General features: G+C 63.4%; 25 protein-coding genes. All 25 read right to left on the minus strand.

Annotated features, from left to right (window positions below):
- The gene (locus JJJ16_RS06620; RefSeq protein ID WP_219751835.1) at positions 1-579 is read right to left on the minus strand and encodes an adenylate kinase; all 579 of its coding nucleotides are present in this window, start codon (positions 577-579) and stop codon (positions 1-3) included.
- A complete protein-coding gene (secY, locus tag JJJ16_RS06625) occupies positions 576-1,868 on the minus strand; it encodes a preprotein translocase subunit SecY (protein WP_070834934.1) in 1,293 nt (430 codons plus the stop codon). The genes JJJ16_RS06620 and secY overlap by 4 nt, the downstream gene beginning before the upstream one ends.
- Positions 1,869-2,125: 257 nt before the next feature.
- On the minus strand, positions 2,126-2,590 hold the full coding sequence (gene rplO, locus JJJ16_RS06630) for a 50S ribosomal protein L15 (protein ID WP_070834933.1): 465 nt from the start codon (positions 2,588-2,590) through the stop codon (positions 2,126-2,128).
- A gap of 2 nt (positions 2,591-2,592) precedes the next feature.
- Positions 2,593-2,778, minus strand: coding sequence for a 50S ribosomal protein L30 (rpmD, locus tag JJJ16_RS06635; RefSeq protein WP_016460322.1), 186 nt, complete (start codon positions 2,776-2,778; stop codon positions 2,593-2,595).
- Positions 2,778-3,467, minus strand: a complete 690-nt coding sequence (rpsE, locus tag JJJ16_RS06640) for a 30S ribosomal protein S5 (RefSeq protein ID WP_003790589.1) — start codon at positions 3,465-3,467, stop codon at positions 2,778-2,780. Before rpsE ends, rpmD begins: the two co-directional genes overlap by 1 nt.
- 28 nt (positions 3,468-3,495) lie before the next feature.
- The gene (gene rplR, locus JJJ16_RS06645) at positions 3,496-3,867 is read right to left on the minus strand and encodes a 50S ribosomal protein L18 (protein WP_016460323.1); all 372 of its coding nucleotides are present in this window, start codon (positions 3,865-3,867) and stop codon (positions 3,496-3,498) included.
- Positions 3,867-4,409 carry a 50S ribosomal protein L6 gene (rplF, locus tag JJJ16_RS06650; RefSeq protein ID WP_070834932.1) on the minus strand — a complete coding sequence of 181 codons (543 nt, stop codon included), beginning with the start codon at positions 4,407-4,409 and terminating at the stop codon, positions 3,867-3,869. Before rplF ends, rplR begins: the two co-directional genes overlap by 1 nt.
- A gap of 15 nt (positions 4,410-4,424) precedes the next feature.
- Positions 4,425-4,823: a 30S ribosomal protein S8 gene (rpsH, locus tag JJJ16_RS06655; protein WP_034463449.1), complete on the minus strand. Its 399-nt coding sequence runs from the start codon at positions 4,821-4,823 to the stop codon at positions 4,425-4,427.
- Positions 4,824-4,885: 62 nt separating this feature from the next.
- Complete coding sequence (locus JJJ16_RS06660) at positions 4,886-5,071, minus strand: type Z 30S ribosomal protein S14 (RefSeq protein WP_003790603.1); 186 nt, start codon at positions 5,069-5,071, stop codon at positions 4,886-4,888.
- Between the two features lie 3 nt (positions 5,072-5,074).
- Positions 5,075-5,620, minus strand: coding sequence for a 50S ribosomal protein L5 (rplE, locus tag JJJ16_RS06665; RefSeq protein ID WP_009058550.1), 546 nt, complete (start codon positions 5,618-5,620; stop codon positions 5,075-5,077).
- Positions 5,621-5,622: 2 nt separating this feature from the next.
- Positions 5,623-6,054, minus strand: coding sequence for a 50S ribosomal protein L24 (rplX, locus tag JJJ16_RS06670; protein ID WP_003790606.1), 432 nt, complete (start codon positions 6,052-6,054; stop codon positions 5,623-5,625).
- Between the two features lie 3 nt (positions 6,055-6,057).
- A complete protein-coding gene (gene rplN, locus JJJ16_RS06675; RefSeq protein ID WP_003790609.1) occupies positions 6,058-6,426 on the minus strand; it encodes a 50S ribosomal protein L14 in 369 nt (122 codons plus the stop codon).
- 88 nt (positions 6,427-6,514) lie between these two features.
- On the minus strand, positions 6,515-6,781 hold the full coding sequence (rpsQ, locus tag JJJ16_RS06680) for a 30S ribosomal protein S17 (RefSeq protein ID WP_003790611.1): 267 nt from the start codon (positions 6,779-6,781) through the stop codon (positions 6,515-6,517).
- A gap of 5 nt (positions 6,782-6,786) precedes the next feature.
- Positions 6,787-7,020: a 50S ribosomal protein L29 gene (gene rpmC / locus JJJ16_RS06685; protein ID WP_003790613.1), complete on the minus strand. Its 234-nt coding sequence runs from the start codon at positions 7,018-7,020 to the stop codon at positions 6,787-6,789.
- Complete coding sequence (gene rplP, locus JJJ16_RS06690; protein ID WP_003790615.1) at positions 7,020-7,439, minus strand: 50S ribosomal protein L16; 420 nt, start codon at positions 7,437-7,439, stop codon at positions 7,020-7,022. Before rplP ends, rpmC begins: the two co-directional genes overlap by 1 nt.
- A gap of 5 nt (positions 7,440-7,444) precedes the next feature.
- Positions 7,445-8,254 carry a 30S ribosomal protein S3 gene (gene rpsC, locus JJJ16_RS06695; protein ID WP_034463439.1) on the minus strand — a complete coding sequence of 270 codons (810 nt, stop codon included), beginning with the start codon at positions 8,252-8,254 and terminating at the stop codon, positions 7,445-7,447.
- Between the two features lies 1 nt (position 8,255).
- Positions 8,256-8,627 carry a 50S ribosomal protein L22 gene (gene rplV / locus JJJ16_RS06700; RefSeq protein ID WP_003790620.1) on the minus strand — a complete coding sequence of 124 codons (372 nt, stop codon included), beginning with the start codon at positions 8,625-8,627 and terminating at the stop codon, positions 8,256-8,258.
- A 29-nt stretch (positions 8,628-8,656) separates the two neighbouring features.
- On the minus strand, positions 8,657-8,938 hold the full coding sequence (rpsS, locus tag JJJ16_RS06705; RefSeq protein ID WP_003790621.1) for a 30S ribosomal protein S19: 282 nt from the start codon (positions 8,936-8,938) through the stop codon (positions 8,657-8,659).
- A gap of 16 nt (positions 8,939-8,954) precedes the next feature.
- Positions 8,955-9,791: a 50S ribosomal protein L2 gene (rplB, locus tag JJJ16_RS06710; protein WP_034463436.1), complete on the minus strand. Its 837-nt coding sequence runs from the start codon at positions 9,789-9,791 to the stop codon at positions 8,955-8,957.
- A 22-nt stretch (positions 9,792-9,813) separates the two neighbouring features.
- Positions 9,814-10,119 (minus strand): 50S ribosomal protein L23, encoded by a 306-nt coding sequence (gene rplW / locus JJJ16_RS06715; RefSeq protein WP_003790626.1) that lies wholly within the window; start codon positions 10,117-10,119, stop codon positions 9,814-9,816.
- Positions 10,116-10,760, minus strand: coding sequence for a 50S ribosomal protein L4 (gene rplD / locus JJJ16_RS06720; RefSeq protein WP_034463473.1), 645 nt, complete (start codon positions 10,758-10,760; stop codon positions 10,116-10,118). The genes rplW and rplD overlap by 4 nt, the downstream gene beginning before the upstream one ends.
- A 2-nt stretch (positions 10,761-10,762) precedes the next feature.
- Entirely contained in the window at positions 10,763-11,428 is a 666-nt protein-coding gene (gene rplC, locus JJJ16_RS06725; RefSeq protein ID WP_219751836.1) for a 50S ribosomal protein L3, read from the minus strand.
- An 11-nt stretch (positions 11,429-11,439) separates the two neighbouring features.
- Positions 11,440-11,748: a 30S ribosomal protein S10 gene (rpsJ, locus tag JJJ16_RS06730; RefSeq protein WP_003790631.1), complete on the minus strand. Its 309-nt coding sequence runs from the start codon at positions 11,746-11,748 to the stop codon at positions 11,440-11,442.
- 607 nt (positions 11,749-12,355) lie between these two features.
- Positions 12,356-13,543, minus strand: a complete 1,188-nt coding sequence (gene tuf, locus JJJ16_RS06735) for an elongation factor Tu (protein ID WP_219751837.1) — start codon at positions 13,541-13,543, stop codon at positions 12,356-12,358.
- Positions 13,544-13,690: 147 nt separating this feature from the next.
- Entirely contained in the window at positions 13,691-15,814 is a 2,124-nt protein-coding gene (gene fusA, locus JJJ16_RS06740) for an elongation factor G (protein ID WP_034463433.1), read from the minus strand.
- Positions 15,815-15,848: the final 34 nt, after the last annotated feature.

The following is a 15,848-nucleotide window of genomic DNA, read 5'->3' on the forward strand; positions in this document are numbered from 1 at the left end:
TTAGTTCTTTGCCACCGAGTCAAGGATCGCGAAGATGCGAGCCGTGACCTCGTCGATCGTGCCACTGCCATCGACGACCTCAAGGAGGTCCTGGTCGACGTAGTAGGTGGCGACGGGCAGCGTCTGCTGGCGATAGACCTCCAGCCGGTGACGCATGACGGGCTCGGTGTCATCCGTACGATGCTGTTCCTGAGCGCGCTTGAGCATGCGATCCACGACCTCGTCCTCGTCCACCTGGATCTCCAGGACGACATCGATGGACTTGCCCAGGTCGAGGAGCATGTCACGCAGGACGTGAGCCTGCTCGACGGAACGCGGGTAGCCGTCAAGGAGGAAGCCGTTGGCAGCGTCGGGGGCCGCGAGGCGCGCCTTCACCATGGTGTTCGTGACCGAGTCCGGAACGAACTCGCCACGGTCCATGTATGCCTGTGCCTGCTTGCCAATCTCCGTGCCTTCCGCCATGTTGGCGCGGAAGATGTCGCCCGTCGAAATAGCAGGGATGCCGAGGCGCTCAGCGATGCGCGAGGCCTGGGTGCCCTTGCCGGCTCCGGGAGGGCCGAGGAGGATGACGACTGTCATTTCAGGAATCCTTCATAGTGATGCTGCTGCAGCTGCGTGTTGATTTCCTTCACCGTCTGCAGGCCGACGCCGATGATGATGAGCAGCGTGGTACCACCGAAGGGCATCTGCGAGCTCGACAGCTTCAGCGGGATGATGGCAAGAGACGGCAGGAGGGCAATGATCACCAGGTAGAGGGCGCCAGCCGACGTGATTCGGTTGATCACGTAGCGCAGGTACTCAGCCGTGGGACGACCCGCACGGTAACCCGGGATGAAGCCTCCGTACTTCTTCATGTTGTCCGCGACCTCATCTGGGTTGAACGTGATAGCGGTGTAGAAGAAGGTGAAGAACAGAGTCATGAGGGCGTAGATCGTCAGGTAGAACGAGCTGCCCTGCGTGAAGTGCGCGGAGATCCACTGGACCCACTGAGCATCGGGCTTGCCGAACTGCGCCGCCATCGGAGGCAGAGCAAGGATCGAGGAAGCGAAGATGACAGGGATAACGCCCGACATGTTGATCTTCAGTGGGATGTACGTCGTGGTGCCGCCGTACTGACGACGGCCGATCATGCGCTTGGCGTACTGGACGGGAATGCGGCGCTGGGCCTGCTCGACGTAAACGACAGCGATCGCGACGAGGAGAAGCAGGGCGACGATAGCGGCGACCGAACCCCACTTGCCAGCCTGGCCGATCGCCAGGAGCTGCTCGGGCAGACGGGCGGCGATAGACGTGAAGATCAGCAGCGACATGCCGTTACCGATGCCGCGCTCAGTGATGAGCTCGCCGAGCCACATGATGACGCCGGTGCCGGCCATCATGACGACGATCATCATGATGAACGTCAGAACAGAACGATCCTTAATGATGTCCTGGTTGCACGACTGGAACAGCTGACCGCTACGGGCCAGCGAGATCGTCGTGGTCGCCTGGAGGATGCCCAGGAAGATCGTGAGGTAACGCGTGTACTGCGTCAGCTTCGCCTGGCCAGTCTGGCCTTCCTTATGGAGGTCATCGAAGCGAGGAATAACGACCCTCAACAGCTGAATGATGATCGACGCGGTGATGTAGGGCATGATGCCCAGGGCGAAGATCGACAGCTGCAGAAGCGCTCCACCCGAGAACAGGTTGACGAGGTCGAGCAGCGACGCCTGCGACTCCTGCGCCATACAGCGATGCACGGCCTGAGAGTCCACACCGGGCGTCGGAATGAACGAGCCCAGCCGGAACGCGGCCATGATGAACAGGGTAAACAGCAGCTTCCGACGCAAGTCGGGGGTACGGAACGCCTGGGCGAATGCACCGAGCAAGGCTTCCTCCTACGGGTGATGGGCATGCGGGGCAAAGCCCCTAGACTGATCCAGCTTACCCGACACGGGTAGTGGTTGGCGATATCCAATCATTAAAAAAGCGCATTGCCGCGTATTTAACGAGACGCGGCGCGCGAGAGCCCCATGCGCTGGGGCTGGTCGCTTTCGGAGGCGAAAAACACTTTGACAGCTTCCCACCCGCGAAAACACAGACACGTAACGGGGGTGGTCCCAAGCGGGACCACCCCCGTTCAGCGTCAGCGAGCCGAAATGGACCCGCCGGCAGCCGTGATCTTCGCCTCGGCCGAGGACGACCAGGAGTCGACCTCAACCTCGAGCTTGACACTCAGTTCGCCGGTACCGAGCACCTTAACGGGCGCGGAATCGCGAACGGCGTGCTTGGCGACGAGATCCTCGACCGTGACCTTGCCGCCCTCGGGGAAGAGCTCCCCGAGCTTGCCAACGTTCACGACCTGGTACTCAACGCGGAAGGGGTTCTTGAAGCCGCGAAGCTTCGGCAGACGCATGTGGATCGGCATCTGGCCACCCTCGAAGCCGGCAGCAACCTGGTAACGGGCCTTGGTGCCCTTGGTGCCACGGCCAGCGGTCTTACCCTTCGAACCTTCACCGCGGCCCACGCGGGTCTTCGCGGTCTTGGCTCCCGGGGCAGGACGCAGGTGGTGCAGCTTAACGATCTGCGTCTTGTTCGTGGAGTCCGCCATTGTCAGTCGACCTCCTCAGCGGTCACCAGGTGACGCACGGTGCGAACGGCGCCCAGAACGGCATCCGTCTGCTCACGCACGACACTCTGGCCGATCTTGCGCAGCCCGAGGGTGCGCAGCGTGTCCTTCATGTTCTGCTTCGCGTGAGCAGAGGACTTGACCTGCGTGATCTTGATGTTCTTCGCCATCACTTAGCCTCCCCTGCAGCGGCCTTGTCGGCCTCGGCGGCCTCGGCAGCCGCGCGTTTCTCCGCCTCGCCCTCTGCGCGAGCGCGCAGCATGGACGCGGGAGCAACGCGCTCGAGGGGCAGGCCGCGACGTGCGGCAACAGCCTCGGGCTGCTCGAGCTGCTTGAGTGCGTCAACCGTCGCGTGGACGATGTTGATCGCGTTGGACGAGCCCAGCGACTTGGTGAGCACGTCGTGGACGCCTGCGGCCTCCAGGACGGCGCGCACCGGGCCGCCGGCGATAACACCGGTACCGGGGGCAGCCGGACGCAGGAGGACGACACCGGCGGTGTCGCGGCCCTGCACCACGTGCGTAATCGTACGGCGGATCATCGGGACGCGGAAGAAGTTCTTCTTCGCCTCCTCGACGCCCTTGGAAATGGCCTGAGGAACTTCCTTGGCCTTTCCGTAGCCGACGCCCACCGTGCCTTCGCCGTCACCCACGACAACCAGGGCGGTGAAGGAGAAACGACGTCCACCCTTCACAACCTTGGAGACGCGGTTGATCGTCACGACGCGCTCGATGTACTCGTTCTTGTTTTCGTTGTTCCGGCGGTTATCGCGATCGTTGCCGCGGCCGGAGCGGCGCTCACGGCGATCGTTGTTCTCGCCCGCGCCCGAACCGTTCCTGTCTCGCTGCTGTGCAGCCATCAGATGATCTCTCTTTCTTTCGGCTCGTTCACAGCTCGAGTCCGCCCTCACGGGCGGCCTCGGCAACGGCCGCAACGCGACCTGCGTACTTGTTACCACCGCGGTCGAAGACGACAGCGGAGATACCGGCAGCCTTCGCACGCTCGGCGATCAGTGCGCCGACCTTGCGAGCCTTGTCGGTCTTCGTGCCCTCGGAACCAGCGAGCTCGGTCTCGATGTCGGAGGCCGACACCAGGGTGTGACCAACCGTATCGTCGATGACCTGAGCCACCATGTGGCGGTTCGAACGGGTGACGACCAGACGGGGACGCTCGGGCGTGCCGTTGATCTTCTTGCGGAGGCGGAGGTGACGGCGCTTGCGAGCGACGAACTTGCCCTTGCCCTTGATCGAGTAAGCCATCACTTACCAGCCTTTCCGACCTTGCGACGGATGGTCTCGCCCACGTAGTGGATGCCCTTGCCCTTGTAGGGCTCCGGCTTCTTCAGCTTGCGGATGCGAGCAGCGGTCTCACCGACGAGCTGCTTGTCGATTCCGGACACCGTGAACAGCGTCTGGGACTTCGGCGCAATCGTGAACTCGATGCCCTCGGGCGGGGTGACGGTGATCGTGTGGGAGAAGCCCAGAGAGAACTCAAGGTCCTTGCCCTTGGCGACCACGCGGTAACCGGTACCCGTGATTTCGAGATCCTTCTTGTAGCCCTCGGTCACGCCGACGATCATGTTAGCGATCAGGGTGCGGGACAGTCCGTGGAGCGAACGCGAGGTGCGCTCGTCGTTCGGACGCTCGACGATAACCTGGCCGTCTTCGATCTTGGCGGTGATCGGCTCGGCAACGACGTGGGAGAGGGTGCCCTTGGGGCCCTTCACCGACACGTTCTGGCCGTCGATCGTGACGTCAACACCAGCGGGGATTGCGATGGGGTTCTTACCAATTCGCGACATTGTTCAGCCTCCTCATCACCAGATGTAGGCGAGGACTTCCCCACCCACACCCTTCTCGGCTGCCTGACGGTCGGTGAGCAGGCCAGAGGACGTGGACAGGATCGCCACGCCGAGGCCGCCGCGGACCTTGGGCAGGTTGGTGGACTTGGCGTACACGCGCAGACCGGGCTTGGACACGCGCTTGAGCCCCTGGATCGCGGCCTCGCGGTGCGAGCCGTACTTCAGGTTGATCGTCAGGGTCTTGCCCACGCGGGCATCCTCGACGGAGGTCGAGGCAATGTAGCCTTCCTCGACCAGGATGTTCGCAATCGCGTTCTTGAGCTTCGAGTACGGCATGGAGACCGCATCGTGGTGCGCACGAGTCGCGTTGCGCAGACGCGTCAGCATATCTGCAATCGGGTCTGTCATTGTCATGGGGGTTTATTCCCCTTCCTCGTCGCGGTTTCTCCGGTTACCCGGGACCTGCGACGTTCGTTTTACCAGCTGCTCTTGGTGACACCGGGGAGTTCGCCACGGTGGGCGAGCTCGCGCAGGCACACGCGGCACAGTCCGAACTTGCGGTACACCGAGTGCGGACGACCGCAACGGTTGCACCGGGTGTAGGCACGCACGCCGAACTTCGGCTTGCGGGCAGCCTTGACCTTCAGGGATGTCTTGGCCATGGGTCAGTCCTCCTTGAACGGGAAGCCGAGGTGACGGAGAAGGGCGCGACCCTCTTCGTCGGTGGTGGCCGAGGTGACAACCGTGATGTCCATGCCGCGCACTCGGTCGATCGAGTCCTGATCGATCTCGTGGAACATCGACTGTTCCGTGAGACCGAAGGTGTAGTTGCCGTGACCGTCGAACTGCTTGGAAGACAGTCCGCGGAAGTCACGGATACGGGGAAGCGCCGTCGAGAGGAGGCGGTCCAGGAACTCCCACATGCGGTCGCCGCGAAGCGTGACGTGCGCACCGATCGCCTGGCCCTCACGCAGCTTGAACTGCGCGATGGACTTCTTGGCGCGGGTGGTCACGGGCTTCTGGCCGGTGATCGCGGTGAGGTCGCGGATCGCGCCCTCGAGTGCCTTCGAGTCGCGAGCGGCCTCGCCGACACCCATGTTGACAACGATCTTCGTCAGTCCGCCGACCTGCATGACGTTCTCGTGCTTGAACTCAGCACGGAGCGCTTCACGGATCTCGGAGACGTACTTTTCCTTCAGACGCGGGGCCATGCTCAGATCTCCTTGCCCTGCTCAACGCCGCGCTTCGCGCCACCACGAGCCACGCGGACTCGGACGGTGCGGGTGCGGCCGCCGCGCTCGACGGTGTCCTCGCGGAAACCGGCGCGAACGCGCTTCTTGGTCTCGGGGTCGACCAGTGCGACCTTGGACAGCGAGATGGGGGCCTCGATGGTCTCGATGCCGCCGGCGCTGCCCTGCTGGCCCTGGCGCACGTGGCGCGTCTTCAGGTTGATGCCCTCGACGAGGACCTTGCCCTCAGCCGGGAACACCTGGATGACGCGGCCCTGCTTGCCCTTGTCGCCGGGGGTCAGGGGCTCGAGGCCCTCTTCCGCACGGCGGGCGTTGCGCTCAGCCAGCGCCTTCTCGTCGGACGTGCGTCCGCGAACGACCTCGACGAGGTCATTCTTACGAATCTTGGCTGCCATGGATCAGATCACCTCCGGAGCGAGGGAGACGATGCGCATGAACTTCTTGTCACGCAGCTCGCGGCCCACGGGGCCGAAGATACGCGTGCCACGCGGCTCGCCATTGTTGTTGATGATGACGGCCGCATTCTCGTCGAAACGAATGTAGGAACCGTCGGGGCGGCGGGTTTCCTTACGCGTGCGAACGATCACTGCCTTGACGACTTCGCCCTTCTTGACGTTGCCGCCGGGAATGGCGTCCTTCACGGTGGCGACAATCGTGTCGCCGATACCCGCGTAGCGCCGACCCGAGCCACCGAGAACACGGATGGTCAGGATCTCCTTGGCCCCTGTGTTGTCGGCGACCTTCAGTCGCGACTCCTGCTGAATCATTTTCTATTGACTCCTGTCGTCGTGCCGGTTCTCTTCCGGATTGTACCGGTCGAGCCTTGCCGAACGGATTTCGGTCTGTGAGCGAAGGTCACTTCGCCTTTTCGAGGATCTCCACAACGCGCCAGCGCTTGGTGGCCGACAGCGGGCGGGTCTCCATGATGAGGACGAGATCGCCGACGCCGCACTCGTTGTGCTCGTCGTGAACCTTGACCTTCTTGTTCTTGCGCATGACCTTGCCGTAGAGGGCGTGCTTGACGCGGTCCTCGATCTGGACGACAACGGTCTTGTCCATCTTGTCGCTGACGACGTAGCCGCGACGGACCTTACGCTCGTTACGAGCGGTGGTTTCTGCCATCAGGCTCACTCCTCAGTGCTCGGGGCGGTGCGGTAGCCAAGCTCCCGCTCACGCGCGATGGTGTAGATCCGGGCAATGTCGCGGCGCACGGTCTTCATGCGACCGTGATCCTCGAGGTTGCCAACGGCCTGCGCAAAACGCAGGTTGAACAGCTCAGCCTTAGCCTTCTCCAGCTCCTTGGACAGCTGGGAGTTGTCCATTGCGTCGAGCTGCTCGGTGGTCAGACCCTTATCTGCCATCAGATGTCACCACCCTCTCGGACCACGAAACGGGTCTTGATAGGAAGCTTGTGCTGGGCACGGCTGAGGGCCTCGCGAGCGAGCTCCTCCGGGACGCCTGCCAGCTCGAACATGACACGTCCGGGCTTGACGGGGGCAACCCACCATTCCGGAGCACCCTTACCGGAACCCATTCGGGTTTCGGCGGGCTTCTTCGTCAGGGGACGGTCCGGGAAGATGTTGATCCAGACCTTACCGCCACGCTTGATGTGACGCGTCACGGCAATACGTGCCGCCTCAATCTGACGGTTGGTGATGTACGCAGCCTCGAGAGCCTGGATGCCGTAGTCGCCGAAGGCCAGTTCGGTGCCACCGGAGGCAAAGCCAGTGCGGTGAGGACGGTGCTGCTTGCGGTACTTAGTCCGACGGGGAATGAGCATTGGGCTCAGGCCTCCGATCCGGTCGTGGGCGCAGCGGCCTCGGAGGCCGAAGCCTCACGGGGAGCCTGCTGCGCAGCGGTCTCCTGGTTGGGGCGTCCACCGCGGCGGGGGCCACGGCGGCCATCGCGACGGCCGCCACGCTGGGCCTGCTCGGCCTGCTGGCGAGCGAACTCGCGCTCGGTGATGTCGCCCTTGTAGATCCACACCTTGACACCGATGCGACCGAAGGTCGTACGGGCCTCGTGGAATCCGTAGTCGATGTTCGCGCGGAGGGTGTGCAGCGGCACGCGGCCCTCACGGTAGAACTCGGAGCGGGACATTTCAGCGCCACCCAGACGGCCGGACACCTGGACACGAATGCCCTTGGCGCCAGCGCGCTGCGCGGACTGGATGCCCTTACGCATCGCACGACGGAAGGACACGCGAGCAGCGAGCTGCTCGGCAATGCCCTGCGCAACGAGCTGCGCTTCGAGGTCGGGGTTCTTGACCTCAAGGATGTTCAGCTGGACCTGCTTGCCCGTCAGCTTCTCGAGCTGAACGCGCAGGCGGTCGGCCTCTGCACCACGGCGACCGATGACGATGCCCGGGCGAGCGGTGTGCAGGTCGACGCGAACGCGGTCACGCGTGCGCTCGATGCTCACCTCGGCGATGCCGGCGCGCTCGAGGTTGTCGGTCAGGAACTTGCGGATCGCGACGTCTTCGGCCACGTAATCCGCGTAGCGCTGTCCCTTGGTGGTGGAGTCGGAGAACCAGCGAGACCGGTGGTCAGTGGTGATTCCCAGACGGAACCCGCGGGGGTTGACCTTCTGACCCATATCAGCGGTCTCCCTTCTTCTTGTCTTCCTTGGTACCCACCACGATGGTGATGTGGGAGGTGCGCTTCAGGATACGACCGGCGCGCCCCTGTGCACGGGGACGAATGCGCTTCATGGTCGGACCCTCGTCCACGTATGCCTCCAGGACGAGCAGGTCGGCCTCGTTGAAGGTCTCTCCGGCGTTCTCAGCCTTGACCTTCGAGTTGGCGACGGCGCTCAGGAGCACCTTGCGGACATCGGTGGCGACGGCCTGCGGGGCGAACCGCAGAATGTCGGCGGCCTCCAGAACACGCTTGCCGCGAACCTCGTTCACAACACGGCGGGACTTCTGGGGCGTGACGCGGATGAATCGCGCCTGCGCCTTGGCTTCCATGTATCTGCCTCTTCTTCCGTGGGGCCGGCTCAGCGCCGACGTCCCTTACGATCGTCCTTGTCGTGGCTGCGGAAAGTACGCGTGGGAGCGAACTCGCCGAGCTTGTGGCCCACCATCGACTCGGTGACGAAAACGGGCACATGCTTACGGCCGTCGTGGACGGCAATGGTCAGACCCAGGAAGTCCGGGGTGATGACCGAGCGACGCGACCAGGTCTTGATGACGTTCTTAGAGCCGGATTCGTTCGCGGCGTCGACCTTCTTGAGCAGGTGGTCGTCGACGAACGGGCCCTTCTTCAAACTACGCGGCATTTCAATCGACTCCTACTCAGCGGTTCTTGCCGGTCTTGCGACGGCGGACGATCATGCGATCGGACGCCTTCTTCGGACGACGCGTACGGCCCTCGGGCTTGCCCCAAGGCGACACGGGGTGACGACCACCGGACGTGCGGCCTTCACCACCGCCGTGCGGGTGATCAACCGGGTTCATAACGACACCACGGACGTGCGGGCGCTTGCCCTTCCAGCGCATACGGCCGGCCTTGCCCCAGTTGATGTTCGACTGCTCAGCGTTGCCGACCTCGCCGATGGTGGCGCGGCAGGTGGCCTCGACGTTGCGGATCTCGCCGGAGGGCATACGCAGCTGGGCGAAGCGGCCTTCCTTAGCGACGAGCTGCACGGAGGTGCCAGCGGAGCGGGCGATCTTGGCGCCGCCACCCGGGTAGAGCTCAACGGCGTGCACAACGGTACCCAGGGGGATGTTGCGCAGCTGCAGCGAGTTGCCGGGCTTGATGTCAGCGCCAACGCCAGCCTCGATGTGATCGCCCTGCTTGAGGCCGGTCGGAGCGAGGATGTAGCGCTTCTCGCCATCCGCGTAGTGCAGGAGAGCGATGCGAGCGGTGCGGTTGGGGTCGTACTCGATGTGAGCGACCGTCGCCGGGACGCCGTCCTTGTCGTGACGACGGAAGTCGATCACGCGGTACTGACGCTTGTGGCCGCCGCCGCGGTGGCGGGAGGTCACGCGGCCGTTGTTGTTACGGCCACCGGTCTTGTGCAGCGGGCGCAGCAGCGACTTCTCGGGGGTGTCGCGGGTGATCTCGACAAAGTCAGAGACGGACGAGAAGCGACGGCCCGGAGTCGTGGGCTTGTACTTGCGAATTCCCATTGTTCAAATGTCCCTTCGGTCCTCAGGCCTGATCGCCGAAGATGTCGATGGTGCCCTCACGCACGGTGACGATGGCACGCTTGACGTCCTTGCGCTTACCGATCCCGTTGCGGGTGCGGTAGGTCTTGCCCTTGCGGTTCTGGGTGGCGATGGAACCGATCTTGACGCCGAAGATACGCTCGAGGGCAATCTTGATCTCGGTCTTGTTCGCGCGGGGGTCAACCTCGAAGGTGTACTTGCCCAGGTCCATGAGGGCGAGCGACTTCTCGGTGGTGACCGGCTTCAGGATGATGTCGCGGGGGTTCTTACCCGCTTCAATCGTGCTCACTTGGTCTCCTCCTTGGTACCGAGGAAGGACTCAAGGGCGGCCTGCGTGAAGACGATGTCATCGGCGTCCAGGACGTCGTACGTGTTCAGCTGGTCGGCCCACAGGACGTGAACCTCGGGAACGTTGCGCAGGGACAGCGCGGTCAGTTCGTTGCCACGCTCGAGGACGACGAGAGCCTGACGGTCCTCGACGATCGCGCTCAGAGCGGCGAGAGCAGCCTTGGTCGAGGGCTTGTCGCCTTCGAACAGGGCGGTGACAACGTGGATGCGGTCGGCGCGCGCACGGTCGGAGAGAGCGGAACGCAGAGCGCCCTGCTTCATCTTCTTGGGGGTGCGCTGGTCGTAGTCACGCGGCTGAGGGCCGTGGACGATGCCACCGCCGGTGAAGTGAGGCGCACGGATGGAGCCCTGACGGGCGTTACCGGTGCCCTTCTGACGGAACGGCTTCTTGCCGCCGCCAGCGACCTCACCGCGGGTCTTCGTCGCGTGCGTGCCCTGACGAGCGGCCGCAAGCTGAGCGACGACAACCTGGTGCATCAGCGGAATGTTGGTGGGGACGTCAAAAATCGAACCGGGGAGAACGACGGAGCCCGCCTTCTTGCCCTTGATGTCGATGACGTCAACGTTACGATCGTCAGCCATGATCACGCACCCTTCACGGAGGAGCGAACCAGGACCACGCCGTTCTTCGGACCCGGGATGGCGCCGCTGATGAGCAGCAGGCCCTTCTCGGCGTCCACGGCCTGGATCGTCAGGTTCTGGACAGTACGACGGTTGCCACCCATGCGGCCGGCCATGCGCAGGCCCTTGAAGATGCGACCGGGGGTTGCGCAGGCGCCGATCGAGCCGGGCTTGCGGTGGTTGCGGTGCGCACCGTGGGAGGCGGAAACGCCAGCGAAGCCGTGACGCTTCATAACGCCGGCAAAACCCTTGCCCTTGGTGGTGCCGGAGACGTCGACGCCTTCGCCAGCCTCGAAGGTGGTGGCGTCGAGTTCCTTGCCGACCTCGTAAGAGTCGTGCTCGGACGTGCGAACCTCAACGAGGTGGCGACGGGGGGCAACCCCGGCCTTCTCGAAGTGGCCCTGGAGGGGCTTGGTGACCTTACGGGAGTCAATCTCACCGAAGCCAAGCTGAATAGCGGAGTAGCCGTCGACCTCTTCGGTACGAACCTGGGTCACGACGTTGGTGCCGACCTGCACGACAGTCAGGGGCACGAGGTGGCCGTCGGCATCCCACACCTGGGTCATGCCGAGCTTGCGGCCGAGCAGCGCCTTGATGGGCGCGCCAGCGTGCTGCTTCTTGTTAGTCATTGCAGATGTCCTCAGAGCTTGATCTCGATGTTGACGTCCGCAGGCAGGTCGAGGCGCATGAGCGAGTCGACGGCCTTGGGGGTCGGATCGATGATGTCGATGAGCCGCTTGTGCGTGCGCATTTCAAAGTGCTCGCGGCTGTCCTTGTACTTGTGGGGCGACCGAATAACGACGAAAACGTTCTTCTCGGTCGGCAGCGGCACCGGGCCCACGACCGTGGCGCCAGCACGCTGTACGGTGTCCACGATCTTGCGCGCGGAGCTGTCGATGACCTCGTGGTCATACGACTTGAGCCGGATGCGGATCTTCTGTCCCGCCATGCCGTCTTACCTCTTCTCGTACAGATTCGCCGCCGGTCCCCGCACTCGGGCGTGTCGCAGCCGTTGTGCGCGCGATTGCTCGCGCTGGACCGACGTCTTGTCCAAAGATCTTGGGCATATTGCCCGATCCATACGTGATGGCACGCATGGACCACCCCAGAGATGCTGAGGCAACCGTGCCATTCTGTCAGAGTTCCACCCGCGAGCACAAACCCGGAAGGGGGTTCTCGCATGTGAAACCACCGACAGATTGGCGTGGATAGCGGCCCAAGCTGCGCATAACAGCCCGGACCGTCACCAAGAAACTACCGTACCCCGCACTCGGGCGTGTCGCAACCGGGGATCGGTCACATTTCCACGAACGAGGGCGGGGCAGCCACACGAATACACCACGTAGCGCCGAAGCACATTATGCCCATACACCCCTTAAGCCACCGATGTCACAAAATACGCAGCACAGAGCATTCACATGCACACAGCGCCTCCACGAGCACAACCATTCACTGACGAGCCGAATAGCGAAAGGCCCCGCCTCTCGGAAGAGGCGGGGCCTTCAATGCCGCTGGATCAGCAGCGAATCAAATCTGAGAAAGTCTCAGAGGTCGATTCACTTGATGATCTTGGTGACACGACCGGAACCAACGGTGCGGCCACCCTCACGGATGGCGAAGCCGAGGCCGGGCTCCATAGCGATCGGCTGGATCAGCTGGACGGAGATCTCGGTGGTGTCGCCAGGCATGACCATGTCGGTGCCCTCGGGGAGGGTGATGACACCGGTCACGTCCGTGGTACGGAAGTAGAACTGCGGACGGTAGTTCGAGAAGAACGGGTTGTGACGGCCGCCCTCTTCCTTCTTGAGGATGTAGACCTGGCCCTCGAAGTCGGTGTGAGGCGTGATGGAGCCGGGAACGGCCACAACCTGGCCACGCTCGACCTCGTCGCGCTTGGTGCCGCGGAGGAGCAGACCACAGTTCTCGCCTGCCCAGGCCTCGTCCATCGACTTGTGGAACATCTCGATGCCGGTAACCGTGGTCTTCTGGGGCTCACGGATACCGAGGATCTCGACCTCGGAGTTGATGGGCAGCTTGCCACGCTCAACACGACCGGTGACGACCGTGCCACGACCGGTGATCGTGAAGACGTCCTCGATCGGCATGAGGAAGGGCTTGTCCATGTCGCGCTCGGGGGTGGGGATGTAGGAATCCACCGCGTCCATGAGCTCCTCGACCTTGGCAACCCACTCCGGGTCGCCCTCGAGGGCCTTCAGAGCGGAAACCTGGATGATCGGGGCGTCGCGATCGAAGTCCTGGGACTCGAGCAGGTCGCGGCACTCTTCCTCAACCAGCTCCAGCATCTCCTCGTCGTCGACCATGTCGGCCTTGTTGAGGGCGATGAGGATGGTGGGGACGCCGACCTGACGGGCGAGCAGAACGTGCTCACGGGTCTGGGCCATGGGGCCGTCGGTGGCTGCGACCACGAGGATCGCGCCGTCCATCTGGGCCGCGCCGGTGATCATGTTCTTGACGTAGTCGGCGTGGCCGGGGGCGTCAACGTGCGCGTAGTGACGCGCCTCGGTCTGGTACTCGACGTGGGAGACGTTGATCGTAATACCACGATCGCGCTCCTCGGGAGCGTTGTCGACCTGATCGAAGGGGGTGAACTCGTTGAGTTCGGGGTACTTGTCGTGCAGCACCTTGGTGATAGCTGCCGTCAGCGTCGTCTTGCCGTGGTCAACGTGACCAATCGTGCCGATGTTGACGTGCGGCTTGGTGCGCTCAAACTTGGCCTTCGCCACTTGTGTCCTCCTGGACTCGGGTAGATATTCTCAGCCTACGGCTAGGTGCCACTTTAACACCCCTGGGGCTTGAGACCTACTGGGTTTACTTGTGTGTGAGGCGGCTCGCAGGGCAGGTCACCCTGCCCCACGAGCCCCCGGTGGGACTCAGTTGCCCCGAGACTTGCCGACGATCTCGTCCGCGACGGCGCGCGGAACCTCGGCGTAGCTGTCGAACTCCATGGAGTAGACAGCGCGGCCCTGCGTCTTGGAGCGCAGGTCGCCAACGTATCCGAACATCTCGGACAGCGGGACCTGAGCCTTGACGACGCGCACGCCGTGCTGCTCGTCCATCGACGAGATCTGGCCACGGCGAGAGTTGAGGTCGCCGATGACATCGCCCATGTACTCCTCGGGAGTACGAACCTCAACGGCCATGATCGGCTCGAGGAGGACGGGGTTAGCCTTCTTGGCAGCTTCCTTCAGCGCCATCGAGCCAGCAACCTTGAACGCCATTTCGGAGGAGTCAACCTCGTGGTAGGCGCCGTCGAGCAGCGTGGCCTTGATGTCGACCATCGGGTAGCCGGCGAGAACGCCGGACTGCATGGCGTCCTTGATGCCCGCGTCGACCGACGGGATGTACTCGCGAGGAACGCGGCCACCGGTGACCTTGTCCTCGAACATGTACTCTTCCTCGGAGTCGGCCGGGAGGGGCTCCAGGGCGATGATGACACGCGCGAACTGACCGGAACCACCGGTCTGCTTCTTGTGCGTGTATTCGTACTTCTCGACCGTCTTGCGGATGGTCTCACGGTAGGCAACCATCGGGTTACCCACGTTGGCCTCGACCTTGAACTCGCGACGCATACGGTCGACGATGATGTCGAGGTGGAGCTCACCCATACCACCGATGATGGTCTGGCCGGTCTCAGCGTCGAGCTCGACGGTGAACGTCGGGTCCTCTTCCGCCAGCTTCTGGATGGCGACGCCCATCTTCTCCTGGTCGGCCTTCGACTTGGGCTCGACGGCGACCTGGATAACGGGGGCGGGGAACGTCATCGACTCGAGGACGATCGGCTTGTCCATCGCGGACAGGGTGTCGCCGGTCGTGGTGTCCTTGAGGCCGATCACCGCGTAGATGTGGCCAGCGTGCGCCACGTCGACGGGGTTCTCCTTGTTCGAGTGCATCTGGAAGATCTTGCCGATGCGCTCCTTCTTGCCCTTGGTCGAGTTGAGGACCTGGGCGCCGGACTCGACCTTACCGGAGTACACGCGGATGAAGGTGAGCTTGCCGTAGAAGGGGTGAGCGGCGATCTTGAACGCCAGAGCGGAGAAGGGCTCGTTCTCGTCGGGCTTACGAACCTCGGTCTCTTCCTCGGTCTCAGAGCCGGGGAGGAAGCCGCGAACGTCGCCGATGTCGAGCGGGGAGGGCAGGAAGTCCACGACGGCGTCGAGGACGGGCTGCACGCCCATGTTGCGCAGAGCGGTACCGCAGTACACGGGGAACGCGCGCGAGGAGATGGTCAGAAGGCGGATGCCTTCCTTGATCTGCTCAAGCGTCAGCTCGCCGTTCTCCAGGTAGGCCTCGGTCAGCTCGTCAGAGCCCTCGGCGGCGGCCTCAACGAGCGCCTCGCGGTACTCTTCAGCCTTTTCCTGGTACTCGGCGGGGATCGGGCCGCGCTCGACGACGGAGCCGAGCGTGTCGTTGCCCTTGTCGTCCTTGGCCGGGTAGGTCAGGGCCTCCATGGTCAGCAGGTCGATGTTGCCGACGAAGTCGTTCTCGGCGCCCATCGGGAGCTGCATGACGATCGGGGTCGCGTGCAGGCGGTCGCGGATGGTACCAACCGAGAAGTAGAAGTCGGCGCCCATCTTGTCCATCTTGTTGATGAAGCAGATACGGGGGACGTCGTACTTGTCGGCCTGACGCCACACGGTCTCGGACTGGGGCTCAACGCCCTCCTTGCCGTCGAACACGGCAACAGCGCCGTCGAGGACGCGCAGCGAGCGCTCAACCTCAACGGTGAAGTCAACGTGACCGGGGGTGTCAATGATGTTGATCTGGTTACCGTTCCAGAAAGAGGTAACGGCGGCGGACGTAATCGTGATGCCGCGTTCCTTTTCCTGTTCCATCCAGTCGGTCGTCGAGGCGCCGTCGTGCGTCTCGCCGATCTTGTAGTTGATGCCCGTGTAGAACAGGATTCGTTCGGTCACGGTCGTCTTGCCGGCATCGATGTGAGCCATGATGCCAATGTTGCGGACCTTGTTGAGGTCCGTCAGCACCTCTAGTGCCACGAGTGTGGTTCCTTCGTTCGAAGTAATGGGTGTT

The sequence above is a fragment of the Schaalia sp. ORNL0103 genome (assembly GCF_019429565.1).
GTDB lineage: Bacteria > Actinomycetota > Actinomycetes > Actinomycetales > Actinomycetaceae > Pauljensenia.

Coding starts and splice junctions, on each gene's coding strand:
- rplC (WP_219751836.1), bottom strand. CDS start 11,428: ATGACTAACAAGAAGCAGCACGCTGGCGCGCCCATCAAGGCGCTGCTC.
- JJJ16_RS06620 (WP_219751835.1), bottom strand. CDS start 579: ATGACAGTCGTCATCCTCCTCGGCCCTCCCGGAGCCGGCAAGGGCACC.
- rpmC (WP_003790613.1), bottom strand. CDS start 7,020: ATGGCAGATAAGGGTCTGACCACCGAGCAGCTCGACGCAATGGACAAC.
- JJJ16_RS06660 (WP_003790603.1), bottom strand. CDS start 5,071: ATGGCCAAGACATCCCTGAAGGTCAAGGCTGCCCGCAAGCCGAAGTTC.
- rpsS (WP_003790621.1), bottom strand. CDS start 8,938: ATGCCGCGTAGTTTGAAGAAGGGCCCGTTCGTCGACGACCACCTGCTC.
- rpsC (WP_034463439.1), bottom strand. CDS start 8,254: ATGGGTCAGAAGGTCAACCCCCGCGGGTTCCGTCTGGGAATCACCACT.
- rplB (WP_034463436.1), bottom strand. CDS start 9,791: ATGGGAATTCGCAAGTACAAGCCCACGACTCCGGGCCGTCGCTTCTCG.
- rpmD (WP_016460322.1), bottom strand. CDS start 2,778: ATGGCGAAGAACATCAAGATCACGCAGGTCAAGTCCTCTGCTCACGCG.
- rplD (WP_034463473.1), bottom strand. CDS start 10,760: ATGGCTGACGATCGTAACGTTGACGTCATCGACATCAAGGGCAAGAAG.
- rpsE (WP_003790589.1), bottom strand. CDS start 3,467: ATGGCTGCACAGCAGCGAGACAGGAACGGTTCGGGCGCGGGCGAGAAC.
- rplV (WP_003790620.1), bottom strand. CDS start 8,627: ATGGAAGCCAAGGCGCAGGCGCGATTCATCCGCGTCACGCCCCAGAAG.
- rplX (WP_003790606.1), bottom strand. CDS start 6,054: ATGGCAGCCAAGATTCGTAAGAATGACCTCGTCGAGGTCGTTCGCGGA.
- rpsJ (WP_003790631.1), bottom strand. CDS start 11,748: ATGGCGGGACAGAAGATCCGCATCCGGCTCAAGTCGTATGACCACGAG.
- rplF (WP_070834932.1), bottom strand. CDS start 4,409: ATGTCGCGAATTGGTAAGAACCCCATCGCAATCCCCGCTGGTGTTGAC.
- rpsQ (WP_003790611.1), bottom strand. CDS start 6,781: ATGGCAGAAACCACCGCTCGTAACGAGCGTAAGGTCCGTCGCGGCTAC.
- rplO (WP_070834933.1), bottom strand. CDS start 2,590: ATGGCGGACTCCACGAACAAGACGCAGATCGTTAAGCTGCACCACCTG.
- rplR (WP_016460323.1), bottom strand. CDS start 3,867: ATGGCTTACTCGATCAAGGGCAAGGGCAAGTTCGTCGCTCGCAAGCGC.
- rpsH (WP_034463449.1), bottom strand. CDS start 4,823: ATGACAATGACAGACCCGATTGCAGATATGCTGACGCGTCTGCGCAAC.
- rplN (WP_003790609.1), bottom strand. CDS start 6,426: ATGATTCAGCAGGAGTCGCGACTGAAGGTCGCCGACAACACAGGGGCC.
- rplE (WP_009058550.1), bottom strand. CDS start 5,620: ATGGCCCCGCGTCTGAAGGAAAAGTACGTCTCCGAGATCCGTGAAGCG.
- rplP (WP_003790615.1), bottom strand. CDS start 7,439: ATGCTCATTCCCCGTCGGACTAAGTACCGCAAGCAGCACCGTCCTCAC.